Origin of the sequence: Microbacterium sp. CJ77, from assembly GCF_002911615.1 — a bacterium.
Classification (GTDB): domain Bacteria; phylum Actinomycetota; class Actinomycetes; order Actinomycetales; family Microbacteriaceae; genus Microbacterium.
This window is the reverse complement of sequence record NZ_PQBR01000006.1, coordinates 174,699-187,882: the sequence shown is the minus strand read 5'-3', so window position 1 is coordinate 187,882 and position 13,184 is coordinate 174,699. Positions and strand designations below refer to the sequence as shown.

The 13,184-nt window shown below is 68.4% G+C and carries 13 protein-coding genes and 1 tRNA gene; 1 reads left to right on the top strand and 13 read right to left on the bottom strand.

Annotated elements, in window-relative coordinates; translation table 11 throughout:
• Nucleotides 1-3: 3 nt before the first annotated feature.
• On the bottom strand, nt 4-891 hold the full coding sequence (locus C2868_RS01620) for a LysR family transcriptional regulator ArgP (RefSeq protein ID WP_100811886.1): 888 nt from the start codon (nt 889-891) through the stop codon (nt 4-6).
• A gap of 69 nt (nt 892-960) precedes the next feature.
• On the opposite strand from C2868_RS01620, the gene C2868_RS01615 reads away from it, so the two are divergent.
• A complete protein-coding gene (locus C2868_RS01615) occupies nt 961-1,572 on the top strand; it encodes a LysE/ArgO family amino acid transporter (protein WP_100811887.1) in 612 nt (203 codons plus the stop codon).
• A 64-nt stretch (nt 1,573-1,636) separates the two neighbouring features.
• On the opposite strand, the gene rplA is transcribed toward C2868_RS01615, so the two are convergent.
• The 12 genes from rplA to gabT form a co-directional block, all read right to left on the bottom strand.
• Nucleotides 1,637-2,326 (bottom strand): 50S ribosomal protein L1, encoded by a 690-nt coding sequence (gene rplA, locus C2868_RS01610; protein ID WP_100811888.1) that lies wholly within the window; start codon nt 2,324-2,326, stop codon nt 1,637-1,639.
• A 13-nt stretch (nt 2,327-2,339) separates the two neighbouring features.
• The gene (gene rplK / locus C2868_RS01605; RefSeq protein ID WP_036302113.1) at nt 2,340-2,771 is read right to left on the bottom strand and encodes a 50S ribosomal protein L11; all 432 of its coding nucleotides are present in this window, start codon (nt 2,769-2,771) and stop codon (nt 2,340-2,342) included.
• A gap of 76 nt (nt 2,772-2,847) precedes the next feature.
• The gene (nusG, locus tag C2868_RS01600) at nt 2,848-3,906 is read right to left on the bottom strand and encodes a transcription termination/antitermination protein NusG (protein ID WP_100811889.1); all 1,059 of its coding nucleotides are present in this window, start codon (nt 3,904-3,906) and stop codon (nt 2,848-2,850) included.
• A gap of 80 nt (nt 3,907-3,986) precedes the next feature.
• Nucleotides 3,987-4,265: a preprotein translocase subunit SecE gene (secE, locus tag C2868_RS01595; RefSeq protein WP_100811890.1), complete on the bottom strand. Its 279-nt coding sequence runs from the start codon at nt 4,263-4,265 to the stop codon at nt 3,987-3,989.
• A 48-nt stretch (nt 4,266-4,313) separates the two neighbouring features.
• Nucleotides 4,314-4,386 (bottom strand) — tRNA-Trp (locus C2868_RS01590).
• Nucleotides 4,387-4,546: 160 nt separating this feature from the next.
• Nucleotides 4,547-4,984, bottom strand: a complete 438-nt coding sequence (locus C2868_RS01585; RefSeq protein WP_100811891.1) for a pyridoxamine 5'-phosphate oxidase family protein — start codon at nt 4,982-4,984, stop codon at nt 4,547-4,549.
• An 84-nt stretch (nt 4,985-5,068) separates the two neighbouring features.
• Nucleotides 5,069-6,433 carry an NAD-dependent succinate-semialdehyde dehydrogenase gene (locus C2868_RS01580; protein ID WP_100811959.1) on the bottom strand — a complete coding sequence of 455 codons (1,365 nt, stop codon included), beginning with the start codon at nt 6,431-6,433 and terminating at the stop codon, nt 5,069-5,071.
• Between the two features lie 21 nt (nt 6,434-6,454).
• On the bottom strand, nt 6,455-7,927 hold the full coding sequence (locus C2868_RS01575; protein ID WP_100811892.1) for an NAD-dependent succinate-semialdehyde dehydrogenase: 1,473 nt from the start codon (nt 7,925-7,927) through the stop codon (nt 6,455-6,457).
• A complete protein-coding gene (locus C2868_RS01570) occupies nt 7,924-9,492 on the bottom strand; it encodes an APC family permease (protein ID WP_103662797.1) in 1,569 nt (522 codons plus the stop codon). Before C2868_RS01570 ends, C2868_RS01575 begins: the two co-directional genes overlap by 4 nt.
• Nucleotides 9,489-10,373 carry a universal stress protein gene (locus C2868_RS01565; protein ID WP_100811894.1) on the bottom strand — a complete coding sequence of 295 codons (885 nt, stop codon included), beginning with the start codon at nt 10,371-10,373 and terminating at the stop codon, nt 9,489-9,491. Before C2868_RS01565 ends, C2868_RS01570 begins: the two co-directional genes overlap by 4 nt.
• Nucleotides 10,370-11,728, bottom strand: coding sequence for an NAD(P)/FAD-dependent oxidoreductase (locus tag C2868_RS01560; RefSeq protein WP_100811895.1), 1,359 nt, complete (start codon nt 11,726-11,728; stop codon nt 10,370-10,372). The genes C2868_RS01565 and C2868_RS01560 overlap by 4 nt, the downstream gene beginning before the upstream one ends.
• A gap of 13 nt (nt 11,729-11,741) precedes the next feature.
• Nucleotides 11,742-13,100 carry a 4-aminobutyrate--2-oxoglutarate transaminase gene (gabT, locus tag C2868_RS01555; protein WP_100811896.1) on the bottom strand — a complete coding sequence of 453 codons (1,359 nt, stop codon included), beginning with the start codon at nt 13,098-13,100 and terminating at the stop codon, nt 11,742-11,744.
• Between the last annotated feature and the right edge of the window lie 84 nt (nt 13,101-13,184).

The window sequence follows — 13,184 nt, the reverse complement described above, 5'->3', positions numbered from 1 at the left end:
CCCTCACGCCGGGTCGAGCATCCGCTGCGCCTCGGCGACCACGACGCGCGCGACGCGATCGAGCAGCGATGACCGCAGATCCCACTGCTGCCAGTACAGCGGCACGGCGATGGGATCACCCGCGAGCAGCACGATCTCGCCCCGCTCGATCGGGCCGTCCGCCTGCAGGGGCGGGAGCATGCCCCAGCCGAGCCCCGAACGGACGGCCGTCGCGAAGTCGTGCGACGCGGGAACGAACGTGCGCGGGGGCGCCGCGACGGATGCCCCCCGCGCGCGCAGCCATCGCGACTGCAGGTCATCGCGCCGGTCGTACTCGATGACGGGCGCGGACGAGAGAGCCTCGGGGGTGACACCGTCTGCGAACCAGCGCTCGACGAAGCCCGGCGTCGCGCACGCCCGGTACGACATGACGCCGAGCGGGGTCACCGAGCAGCCGACCACCGCGGCGCTCTGCGAGGTGACCGCCGCCGAGACGGTTCCGTCCGCCAGCAAGCGGGCGGTGTAGTCCTGGTCGTCGCGGTGGAGTTCGATCGCGACGTCCCCATCCGCGACGATGCGCGCCAGCGCGGGGAGAAACCAGGTGGCGAGCGAGTCGGCGTTCACGGCCAGCGCGAGCCGGACGGGCCCCTCGTCGTCGAGTCCGAGGACGCGCAGGGTGTCGTGCTCGAGGAGCGCGAGCTGACGAGCCAGCCGCACGACCGCCTCGCCGGCCTCGGTCGCCCGCAGCGGCTTGGTACGCACGAGCAGGGACCGCCCGATCCGTTCCTCGAGCGCGCGGATCCGCTGACTGACCGCGGATGGCGTGATGTGCAGCGTCCGTGCCGCCGCGTCGAGAGTGCCCGCGTCGATCGCGGCGGCGACGGTGGCGACGAGTTCGAGCGGGAGCTTCATGAAGCAAGGCTAATGGTACACAAGAAACATGAACTGGTCTTATGCCCGCGTGCGCCATAGCGTCGGACCATGCTCGTCTCGGCCGCCGCGGGGCTCGGCCTCGGCTTCTCGCTCATCGTCGCCATCGGCGCGCAGAATCTGTTCGTGCTGCGTCAGGGGATGCGACGCGAGCACGTCGTGCTGGTGGCCGCGATCTGCGCGGCCTCGGACGCCGTCTTGATCGCGTTGGGCGTCTCGGGCATCGGTCTCGCACTGCAAGCCCTCCCCTGGCTCACCGAGATCGTCCGCTGGGCGGGAGCCGCATTCCTCGTGACCTACGGATGCCTCGCCGCACGCCGCGCGTGGCGCCCGAGCGGGGCGGTCTTGACGCCCACCGCGGCGACGGCGACACAGACCGGCGCCATCGCCGTCGCCTCGACCGCGCTCGCCCTCACATGGCTGAATCCCCACGTCTACCTCGACACGGTCTTCCTGCTCGGTTCCATCGCGGCGACGCACGTCAGCCCATGGGCTTTCGCCGCGGGCGCGATCGTCGCCAGCGCGGTCTGGTTCTCGGGCTTGGCGTTCGGCGCCCGCTACCTCGGCCGACTGCTGTCGACCGAACGAGCCTGGCGCATCCTGGACGCGTCGATCGCGGTGGTGATGATCGGGCTCGGGATCAGCCTCGTCGTCTTCCGCTGACGTCCTGCCGGGAACGACGAAGGGCCCCGCCGTTTCCGGCGAGGCCCTTCGTGTACGCAGTGCGTCAGATCGCGTTGACGTCCAGCGGGATGCCGGGGCCGAACGTGGTCGACACGGCACCCTTCTGGATGTAGCGACCCTTCGAGCTGGACGGCTTCAGACGGACGATCTCGTCGAGCGCCGCCTTCAGGTTCTCGTCGAGCTGCTCGGCCGAGAACGACGCCTTGCCGACCACGAAGTGGACGTTGGCGTGCTTGTCGACGCGGAACTCGATCTTTCCGCCCTTGATCTCCTCGACGGCCTTGGCCGGGTTGGGGGTCACGGTGCCGGTCTTCGGGTTCGGCATGAGGCCGCGGGGGCCCAGCACCTTTCCGAGACGTCCGACCTGGCCCATGAGCTCGGGCGTCGAGACGGCGGCATCGAACGACGTGTAGCCGCCCGCGACCTTCTCGATGAGCTCGGCTCCACCGACCTCGTCGGCGCCGGCCGCGAGGGCGGCCTCGGCCGCGGGCCCGGTGGCGAAGACGATGACGCGGGCCGTCTTGCCCGTGCCGTGGGGCAGGATGACGGTGCCGCGCACCATCTGGTCCGCCTTGCGGGGGTCGACGGCGAGCTTCAGCGCGACCTCGACGGTCGAGTCGAACTTCGCCGAGCCGGTCTCCTTCGCGAGGGCGACGGCCTCGGTGGGCGTGTAGAACGTGTCAGCCGCGATCTTCGCGGCGGCGGCCTGGTAGGCCTTGGACTTGGTAGCCATTGTCGTTATCCCCTCAGTCCTCAACCGTGATGCCCATGGAACGGGCGGTGCCGGCGATGATCTTCGAGGCGGCCTCGATGTCGTTCGCGTTCAGGTCGGGCTGCTTGACCTCGGCGATCTCGCGCACCTGAGCCTTGGTGAGCTTGGCCACCTTGGTCGTGTGCGGCGTCGGCGAGCCCTTGGCAACGCCAGCGGCCTTCTTGATGAGCTCGGCTGCCGGCGGCGTCTTCAGGATGAACGTGAAGCTGCGGTCCTCGTAGACGGTGATCTCGACGGGGATGACGTTGCCGCGCTGGGCCTCGGTCGCCGCGTTGTACGCCTTGCAGAACTCCATGATGTTGACGCCGTGCTGACCGAGCGCGGGCCCGATCGGGGGCGCCGGGTTGGCGGCTCCGGCCTTGATCTGGAGCTTGATCAGGCCGGTCACCTTCTTCTTGGGTGCCATTCTTTTTCCTCTCGTCGAACGGATGCGTGCCGCATCCGCTCTCCCGCGTCCGGTCTCTCCGGGGCGGTGGTCTGAATTACTGCTTCGTGACCTGGTCGAACGACAGCTCGACCGGGGTCTCTCGCTCGAAGAGCGATACCAGGACCGTGAGCTTGCCGCTCTCGGGCTTGATCTCGCTGATCGTTCCGGGCAGACCCGCGAACGAGCCTTCCTTGATCGTGATCGTCTCGCCGACCTCGAAGTCGACCTCGGTGACGACGCTGCGCGCCTGCGTCGCCGAACCCTTGCCGCTGCCGGACTTGGTCGTGGCGACTTCCTTGATCTCGACGAGGGACTTCAGCATGTTGAAGGCCTCTTCGAAGCGGAGGGGCGTGGGGTTGTGGGCGTTGCCGACGAAGCCGGTCACGCCGGGCGTGTGGCGCACGACCGACCAGGTGTCTTCGTTCAGGTCCATGCGCACGAGCACGTAACCGGGGATCCGGACGCGCGTGACCATCTTGCGCTGGCCGTTCTTGATCTCGACGACGTCCTCCATCGGGACCTCGATCTGGTAGATCTCGTCCTCGACCTCGAGCGACGACTTGCGCTGCTCGATGTTCGCCTTGACCTTGCGCTCGAACCCGGCGTAGGAGTGGATGACATACCACTTGCCCGGCAGGTAGCGCAGTTCGGCGCGGAACGCCTCGTACGGGTCCTCCTCGACCTCGTCGACGACCGCCTCGGCGTCGGCGACCTCGGCGACGAAGTCCTCGTCGAGCACCGGCGCGTCGGGCTCACCGTTTACGTCGGGGCCGTCGTAGGGGGTGACCTCGTCGGCGTCCGCCGCCTCGCGCTCGGTCTCTTCGTCCTCGAGCGACTCGGTCAGCACCTCGGCGGCCGCTTCGGCCTCGTCGGCCTGGTCGATGTGCAGGGCGTCGTTCACGATGGCGTCGGCCTCCGGGTCGTCGATCTCGATGTCATCCAGTTCCGCGAAATCCTCGTCTTCATCGTCCACGACGTGCAGCGCGGCGTGCTCGGCGGGCTCGACGGAGCGCTCCTCGGCGGCGAGCTGGTCGCCCTCCTGCGCCTCGTCGTCCTCACTGGACTGCTCGGCGGCCGTCGCCCAGTCGGCGTCGTCGGTGAATCTCTCGGTCACTGGATCACTTCCGTTGGTGGCAGCCCGATCCGGGCCACCGATGATTCGGTCTGGGTGCGTCTCGGCGGGGTGTTTCTCACCTATGCGCCGACGAGTTCGCCGGGCACCCCGAAGACGACCGAGGCCATCCAGGAGAAGACGAAGTCGAGGCCGTAGACGATCGCCATCATGACGACGACGAATCCGAGCACCACGGCCGTGAACTTCAACAGTTCCTGGCGCGTCGGCGTGACGACCTTGCGGAGCTCGGCGAATACCTGTCGGATGAACAGGGCGATCCGGGCGAAGAAGCCGGGCTTCTTTCCGCGGTCAGCCTTGCCCGCCGCGACGATCTCGCCGTTCGGCTCGTCTTGGGCCACTGCACTCACCTGAATGTACCTTTCGTGTGTCAGCTCGGGGCTGACGCGCAGGGCGGACAGGAATCGAACCTGCAACCTGCGGTTTTGGAGACCGCTGCTCTGCCAATTGAGCTACCGCCCTAAGGACCGTTTCCGGCCCCGGACCCACACTCTTGCACCGCGCTCACGAAGAGGATTGCGCCCGACCGCGGGCACGGCAAAGAATGCAGATTTCGACTGCATGCCCAGTCTACGTCATGCCCGGGGGAGGTCGCGAATGCCTGCCCCGTCGGTCCGTGCCGTCAGTAGTCCGCCACTCCGTAACGGTCGGGCTCCGGGCCGATCACGAAAGCGCGGCCGGTCATAGAAGTCGGCTCGACACGCACGTAGTTGTACTTGAGGGTCGGGATCCAGGGCCGCAGCGGCAGACCATCGGCCGCCTGCACCTCGGCACTCGTCGCGAGCCGATGGGCGCGACCGCGCACGACGACGCTCCACGCATCCGTTCCCGAGTGGTCGTCGACCTCGAACAGCACCTCGTCGTTCACGGTGAGCTCGAACAGCTTGCTGCCCTCGGCGGTCCGGAACACGATCGTCTCGTCGTCGACCACGTAGTTGACGGGGAAGACATCGAGGACTTCTCCGACGTGCGTGACGAGCCTGCCGAGCTGCTGCGTTCGCAGCCGATCCCAGCATGCTTGTTCGCCCAGGCGATTGACGACCTCGTTCATCTCGTCCATGAGACAGACCTCCTCACACCTATCGTCCCCCCGGATGCCTCGCGCCCGCTACGCGTCACGGCCGTGAAAATGGTCCCTACCCGATCACGCGACGCGGATGAGCTTCTTGTTGACGAACTCGTCGGCGCCCAGCAGCCCCATCTCGCGACCCGTACCCGAGCGCTTGACCCCGCCGAACGGCAGTTCGGGTGAGTCCGCGAGCACGAGGTTGACGTAGACCATGCCCGCATCGATCGCGTCGGCGACCCGCTCGGCCTGGGCCTCGTCGGTCGTGAACACATACGAGCCGAGGCCGAAGCCGGTGTCGTTGGCCAGGGCGACGGCGGCCGCCTCGTCCGCGACGCGGTAGACGACACCGACGGGTCCGAAGAACTCTTCGCCGTAGGCATCCATCTCGGGGGTGACGTCGGTCAGGACCGTGCCGGGGAAGAAGGCGCCGTCTCGCACGCCGCCCGTGACGAGCGTCGCACCCTGCTCGACGGCACGCTGCACCTGCTGCTCGAGACGCTCGGCGGCTGCGAGCGACGACAGCGGCCCGAGCACGGTGTCTTCGCTCATCGGGTCACCGACGGTCGCGGCGGCCATCGCCGCGGTGAACTTCTCGACGAAGGCGTCGTACAGCGCATCCACGACGACGAACCGCTTGGCGCCGTTGCAGGACTGGCCGACGTTGTCGAGCCGCGCCTCGACCGCGGACTCCACCGCGGCGTCGAGGTCGTCCGTCGAGAGCAGGATGAACGGGTCCGAGCCGCCGAGTTCGAGGACGACCTTCTTCAGGCTCCGACCGGCGACCTCGGCGACCGCCGCACCCGCGCGCTCGGATCCGGTGACCGAGACACCCTGCACGCGCGGGTCGGCGATGATCGTCGCGGCCTGCTCGTTGGTGGCGTACAGGTTGACGTAGACGCCCTCGGGGAATCCGGCATCGCGGTACATCCGCTCGATCGCCGCGGCGGACTCGGGGCACTGCGGGGCGTGCTTGAGCAGGATCGTGTTGCCGATCGCGACGTTCGGCGCCGCGAATCGGGCGACCTGGTAGTACGGGAAGTTCCACGGCATGATCCCGAGCAGCGGGCCGAGCGGTGACCGGCGGACGACCGCCGTGCCCTCGCCGAGGATGTCGATCGGCTGATCGGCCGTGATCTTCGCGGCGTTGTCGGCGTAGAACTGCGTGATGTCGGCGGCGAAATCGACCTCACCGAGCGCCGCGGCGAGCGGCTTACCCATCTCGCGCACGATGATCTCGGCCAGTTCCCCACGCCGCTCGCGGTGCAGGTCCGCCACGCGGTTCAGGCGCTCGGCGCGTTCGGCGACGGATGCGTCGCGCGCCCAGTCGCGGTACGCGGCGGTGGCCGCGGCGACGCTCGCCTCGATCTGCGCGTCCGTGAAGGTGGCGTATGTGGCGAGGGTCTCGCCCGTGGCCGGATTGACGACGGCGTATTCGGTCATGATCGCTCCCATTCGCCCGCGTCAGTCGACGGGGATCAGCGTGTACTTGGTCGACAGGTATTCGTGGATGCCCTCCAGGCCACCCTCGCGCCCGACGCCGGACTGCTTGACGCCGCCGAACGGTGCGGCCGCGTTCGAGACGACACCGACGTTCAGCCCCATCATCCCCGTCTCGAGGCGATCGATCATGCGGTGTCCGCGGGCGAGATCCTGCGTGAAGACGTACGACACCAGACCGTACTCGGTGTCGTTCGCGAGCCGGACGGCCTCGTCCTCGTCCCGGAAGCGCGCGATCGCGAGCACCGGCCCGAAGATCTCTTCGCGCAGGATCTCGCTGCCCGGGGCGACGTCGGCGATGACGGTGGGCTCGAAGAACGACCCCTCGCCGGCTATCGCCGATCCACCCGTCACGAGGCGCGCACCGCGTTCGACGGCGTCCGTGACGAGACCGGATGCCTTCGCCACGGCGTCGTCGTCGATGAGCGGCCCGATCTGCACGTCGTCCTCGGTGCCGCGCCCGATCCGCATCGCGGCGACGCGCTCACCCACGCGGCGGGCGAATTCGTCCGCGACCGAGTCGTGCACGATGAACCGGTTCGCGGCGGTGCACGCCTGGCCGATGTTGCGGAACTTCGCCTGCAGGGCGCCCTCCACGGCCTTGTCGAGGTCGGCGTCGTCGAACACGACGAACGGAGCGTTGCCGCCGAGCTCCATCGAGACGCGCAGCACGCCCTCGGCGGCCTGGGCGATGAGCTTGCGTCCCACTCCGGTCGATCCGGTGAAAGACAGCTTCCGCAGCCGCGGGTCGGCGATGATCGGCGCCGACAGCGCCGACGACGACGACGAGTTCACGACGTTGACCACACCCGCGGGGAGGCCCGCCTCTTCCAGGATGGTCGTGAAGAGCATCGTGGTGAGCGGTGTCAGAGCGGGAGGCTTGATCACGACGGTGCACCCGGCGGCGAGCGCCGGGGCGATCTTGCGCGTCGCCATCGCGAGCGGGAAGTTCCACGGCGTGATGAAGAACGACGGGCCGACCGGACGCTGCGAGACGACCATCCGGCCGGTGCCCTCGGGGTTCAGCCCGTAACGACCCGCGATCCGCACGGCCTCTTCCGAGAACCAGCGCAGGAACTCGCTGCCGTAGGCGACCTCGCCGCGCGCCTCGGCGAGCGGCTTGCCCATCTCGAGCGTCATGACGAGCGCCAGGTCTTCTTTGCGCTCCTGCACCAGATCGAAAGCGCGGCGCAGGATGTCGCTCCGCGTCCGCGGGGGCGTGGCAGCCCAGGCATCCTGAGCCGCCACGGCCGCGTCGAGGGCGCGCATGCCGTCTTCGGGCGTCGCATCGGCGATCGTCTTGATGACGGCGCCCGTCGCGGGGTCGCGGACGTCGAAGGTGCGCGCGCCCGTCGCATCCGTCCACTCACCCCCGATGAAGAGACCGGAGGGGATGGATGCCAGAAGAGCGGCTTCGCGCTCGGGAGTGATGCTCATCGGAGAGATTCCTTACGTGCGCGACGTGCGCTGATGGGGGCGTCGAGGGACAGGGTTTCACCGCGGAAGAACGCGGGGCTGCGGAAGCGCTGGATCACCATGATCACGATACCGAGGCCGATGATCACGACCCCGAGGACGAACACGCTACCGAGGCCGAACCATTCGGTTCCGCTGCCGTAGTCGGGGTCCATGCTCTCGACGAGCGTGATGACGAACAGTGCCGCCAGGATGATCCCGCCGACGAGGGGGAACAGCAGAGTGAAGAACACGTTCCGCACCGAGTCGAACCACTGCTTGCGGAAGTACCAGACGCACGCGAACGCCGTGATGCCGTAATAGAAGCAGATCATCAGGCCGAGAGTCGTGATGGTGTCCCAGAGCACGTTCTCGTTGACGAAGCGCATGACGGCGTAGAAGACCGACGCGATCACGGCCGACACGATCGTGGCGTAGCCCGGGGTGAAGAATCGCGGCGTGACGGCGGCGAATCTCTTCGGCAGGGCTCCGTAGTGTCCCATCGCCAGCAGGGTACGCGCCGGGGAGACGAACGTCGACTGGAGCGACGAGACCGAGCTGGTCAGCACCGCGAGCGAGACGAGGAAGGCGAGGGGGCCGAGGATCGGTCCGCTCAGGAAGAAGAACACGTTCGCCTGGATGTCCTCGTTGCCGAGTCCGAGCTCGCCCGTCCCGATCCCCGCGAAGGCGAGCAGCGAGATCGAGATGAGCAGGTAGAGCACGACGATCGTGATGACGGTGAGCGTTGCCGCGCGACCCGGCGTCTTCTCGGGATCCTTCGTCTCCTCGTTCATCGTGAGGGTGACGTCCCACCCCCAGAAGATGAAGATCGACAGCGACAGGCCCGCGACGACGGCCGTGAACGAACCGACCGCGAAGGGGTTGAACCACGACAGTTCGGGCATCGAACCGTCGAAGGCGTTGCCCTGCGCGACGTGCACGAAAGCGGCGATCGCGAAGATGACGAGCACGAGCACCTGGAACCCGACGAGGAAGTACTGCAGCTTCTGCGTCGTCTGCATGTCGCGATACGAGATCGTCGTCGCGCCCAGCATGAACAGCAGACAGACGGCGACATTGATGAACGGGTTGAACGCGAGATCCGCGATGGCGCCGTTCGTCTGCGCGATCTGGTCGATCAGCAGAAAGAAGAATTCGACGGCTATGCCCGCGAGGTTCGACAGCACCAGGATCGTGGCGGCGATCAGCCCCCACCCCGCCATCCATCCGACCCACGGACCGAACGCGCGGGCGGCCCACGTGAACGATGTTCCGGAGTCCGGCATCTGGCGGTTGAGCTCGCGGTAGCCGAACGCGACGAGCAGCATCGGGATGAATCCGATGAGGATGATCGCGGGTACCTGGAACCCGACCTCGGAGACGGTGGGGCCGAGGGCCGCCGTCAGCGTATACGCCGGCGCAATGCACGAGATGCCGATGACGACCGCGCCGATCAAGCCGACGGTCCCCGCGCTCAGCCCCTTCTTGGAGAGGCCTCCGTCCAACGGGTCTCCCGTCCCCGGGACGCTTTCTCGGGTGGTGCTCATGAGCGGTCTCCTTCCAAAGCGTGCGTGCGGGGTACGACGATCATGGGCACCGGGAGCTCCCGGAGCATCTTGGCGGCGGTGGAGCCGAGGAACAGGCGGCGCGGCTGCGCGAGGCGGCTCGATCCGACCAGCACGACCTCTCCGTCCTGCCAGTCCAGAGCGGCGACCGCGTCCTCGATGCTCGCGCCCTGGGCGGCGAAGGCCTCGGCGACGATATCGGCGGGAAGCGCCGCACGGGCCTGCGCGAGGACCAGGTCGGCGTGCGTCGATCCGGCGAGCCGGATGACGCCCGTGTCGACCCCCGATGGCAGATCGATCGTCACGAGCGACACGAGCCGCAGCGTCACGCCGGTGGCCGTGGCGAGAGCGACGGCGTCCTCGATCAGGGCATCCGCACCGGGGCGCGTTCCGACGGCCGCGGTGATACGCGTGAGGGGTGCCGACACGGTGCGGGCACCGGCGGGTGCGAGCACGACCGGCACGGTCGAGGAGTGCAGAAGCTCATTCGCCACGGAACCCAGCGTGTAGCGGCCGAGGAGGCCCCCGGGCGAGGCACCGACCACGATGTATGCCGCGCCGAGTTCCGTCGCGACCTCGAGGAGCCCTTCGGCGAAGGAGTCCGCGTGGCGCACGTGAGTGCCGAGCGCCAGACCCTCGGGCAGTCCCGCGGCGGCCTGATCGAGCCATCCGGTCGCCTGCTCGCGCACGTACGCGTCGTAGCTGGCGTCCGGGGGCACGACGGCCCCGCGGCCCTCGTCGAGCAGAACCGTGACGAGCTCGATCCGTCCGTGGGCGGCGGTGGCGAGACGGGCGGCGAGCGCCACGGCGTCGGCGCCGGAATCGGTCGCGGTGTAACCCACGACGAACACGGGTGCGCTCATGCGCGGGCCTCCTCGATGATGTGAGCGGCGGCCTCGCGACCCATGCGGATCGCGCCGTCGACGTGCTGGTAGCCGGCGCCGGCCAGGTCGCTGCAGGCGAAGTGGATGGGACCGACCGGGGTGCGCAGGTCCGCGCCGTACCGGGACAGGCCACCCAGGTCGAAGCTCGCGGCGTAGGCGCCGCGCGTCCATTCCTCCGAGCCCCAGTCGCTCTCGTAGTAGACGATCGGGTTCTTCGCCTCGGGGCCGTAGTAGTGCGAGAGCGACTCCAGGATGCGCTCCTTGCGCTCCTCGGCGCTCAGCCGGAACAGGTCGTCGGCCGTCTGGTCCGACACGAAGCCGACGAGGGTCCCGCGCGCATCGCCGTGATTGGTGTTGTCGTACGCCTCGTGCGAGAGCTCGTACGGGCTGAACGCCGTGCCGGAGAGCCCCTTGTCGCGCCAGAACGGCGTCTCGTAGACGGCGTGCACCTTGATGACGAATCCCATCGAGAGGTGCTGGTGCATCTGGTGCTGCAGCCGCGGCAGCGCGGGAACGTACGAGATGCGCGAGTAGAGGTTGGGGGCGAGCGCGTTGATCGCGAAGCGGGCCCGGACCGTCGTCGATTCGGCGATCGCCGTGACCCCGGACTCGCCCCACTCGAGCGTCCGCACGGGCTCGTTCAGCAGCACGTCATCGCCCAGGCGCTCGGCCAGGAGGATGGGCACCTGTTGGAGGCCACCCACGACGCGCTTGTCGAGGATGAAGTCGGCGTCGACGAGGTGCGAGTACGAACCGGCCGAAGCCGCCATGAGCAGCGACTGCAGCAGCGAGAAACTGTGCGTCGGCTTCGTCAGCATGGCCGAGCCCGTGGCGAAGGCGAGGTTGCGAACGGCCTCGTCGTCGTCCGTCTGCGTGCGCAGCCACGCATCCCACGAGATCCGATCCCACTCGGCGGCCTTCTCGTGCGCCCACGGCCGGTCGGGGTCGATCTCGGCGACCATCGCGTCGAGACGCTCGGTGATCTCGGCGATCACGCGCTCGGTCTCGGCAGACACGGGGAACATCTCCCCGGTGAACCGGTGCGCCACGCCATCCGGTCCGATGTACACGCTGTCGCCCTCCCGGTAGCGACTGAACGTTTCGAGACCGAGCTCGGCGACCGTGTCGATCAGGGCGTCCTGGTCGGGAGAGACCCACTGTCCACCGATCTCGAGCATGGCGCCGTCGATCTCGTCGGTCCAGAGCCGACCGCCGACGCGGTCTCGGGCCTCGAGCACGGCGACCGACAACCCGGCCTTGCGCAGCGCGTTCGCCGCGGTCAGACCCGCGGCCCCCGCCCCGATGACGACGACGTCACGGGTGATCTCGTTCATCTGGCGTTCTCCTTCAATCGCGAGCGAGGGCGCCCTCGACGACGTCGAGTCCCTCGTTCAGCAGGTGGTTCGGGATGGTCAGGGGTGGCAGGAACCGGATGATGTTGCCGTACGTTCCGCACGTCAGCACGATCACGCCGTTCGCGATGCAGTCCTTCGCGATCCGCGCCGTGAGCGCGCCATCGGGCTCGCCCGTCTCGGGATCGACGAACTCGGCGGCGATCATCGCACCGTAGCCGCGCACGTCACCGATGCGGGCGTCGGTTGCGGCCAGGGCGCGCAGCCGGGACGTCAGGATGTCGCCGATCTCGCCCGCTCGATCGAGCAGGCCGTCCTCGACGTAGGACTCGATCGCGGCGAGCGCCGCGACGCACGCGAGCGGGTTGCCGCCGTAGGTGCCGCCGAGCCCACCCGCGTGCGTGGCATCCATGATCTCGGCCCGGCCCGTCACGCCCGAGAGCGGCAGCCCGTCGGCGATGCCCTTCGCGGTGACGATCAGATCGGGCACGACGTCGAAGTGCTCGCTGGCGAACCAGCGTCCGGTGCGGGCGAAGCCGGTCTGCACCTCGTCGGCGATGAAGACGACGCCGTTCTCGCGGCACCACTCCGCGAGCGCGGGCAGGAATCCGTCGGCGGGCACGATGAAGCCGCCCTCACCCTGGATGGGTTCGATGATGACGGCCGCGACGTTGTCGGCGCCGACCTGCTTCTCGATGTGCGAGATCGCCTTCTCGGCGGCCTCGGGCCCCGTGAGCCCGTCGCGGAACGGGTACGACATGGGAGCGCGGTAGATCTCTCCCGCGAACGGACCGAAGCCGTGCTTGTACGGCATGTTCTTCGCCGTCAGGGCCATCGTCAGGTTGGTGCGCCCGTGGTACGCGTGATCGAACGCGACGATGGCGTTGCGCTTCGTATATTTGCGGGCGATCTTGACCGCGTTCTCGACGGCCTCGGCCCCCGAGTTGAACAGGGCGGTCCGCTTCTCATGCGTGCCCGGGGTGAGTTCGTTGAGCGCTTCGGCGACGGCGACGTAGGACTCGTACGGCGCGATCATGAAGCACGTGTGCGTGAAGCGGTTCAGCTGTTCCGTGACCGCGGCGACGACGCGCGGGTTGGAGTTTCCTGCCGTCGTGACGGCGATCCCCGAGCCGAGGTCGATCAGCGAGTTGCCGTCGGCGTCGACGACGACTCCCCCGCCGGCGGCGACGGCCGCGATCGGGACCGTGTGCCCGACGCCCGCCGCCACGGCGGCGGCCTTGCGGTCCAGGATCTCGCGGGACCGCGGTCCCGGCAGGCTCGTGACGAGGCGGCGCTCCTGGGGGAGCGAGGGCCCGCCGAGGGGCAGCGCTGTGAAGCTCTCGATGACGCTCATGATGGGGAGCGTAGGCCCGGATGGCAAGCGCGCGCACTCACCGTCGTGTACAACTTTGTCGCGCTTACTATCCACCGCGTATAG

Coding starts and splice junctions, on each gene's coding strand:
- C2868_RS01620 (WP_100811886.1), bottom strand. CDS start 891: ATGAAGCTCCCGCTCGAACTCGTCGCCACCGTCGCCGCCGCGATCGAC.
- C2868_RS01615 (WP_100811887.1), top strand. CDS start 961: ATGCTCGTCTCGGCCGCCGCGGGGCTCGGCCTCGGCTTCTCGCTCATC.
- rplA (WP_100811888.1), bottom strand. CDS start 2,326: ATGGCTACCAAGTCCAAGGCCTACCAGGCCGCCGCCGCGAAGATCGCG.
- rplK (WP_036302113.1), bottom strand. CDS start 2,771: ATGGCACCCAAGAAGAAGGTGACCGGCCTGATCAAGCTCCAGATCAAG.
- C2868_RS01585 (WP_100811891.1), bottom strand. CDS start 4,984: ATGGACGAGATGAACGAGGTCGTCAATCGCCTGGGCGAACAAGCATGC.
- C2868_RS01580 (WP_100811959.1), bottom strand. CDS start 6,433: ATGACCGAATACGCCGTCGTCAATCCGGCCACGGGCGAGACCCTCGCC.
- C2868_RS01575 (WP_100811892.1), bottom strand. CDS start 7,927: ATGAGCATCACTCCCGAGCGCGAAGCCGCTCTTCTGGCATCCATCCCC.
- C2868_RS01570 (WP_103662797.1), bottom strand. CDS start 9,492: ATGAGCACCACCCGAGAAAGCGTCCCGGGGACGGGAGACCCGTTGGAC.
- C2868_RS01565 (WP_100811894.1), bottom strand. CDS start 10,373: ATGAGCGCACCCGTGTTCGTCGTGGGTTACACCGCGACCGATTCCGGC.
- C2868_RS01560 (WP_100811895.1), bottom strand. CDS start 11,728: ATGAACGAGATCACCCGTGACGTCGTCGTCATCGGGGCGGGGGCCGCG.
- gabT (WP_100811896.1), bottom strand. CDS start 13,100: ATGAGCGTCATCGAGAGCTTCACAGCGCTGCCCCTCGGCGGGCCCTCG.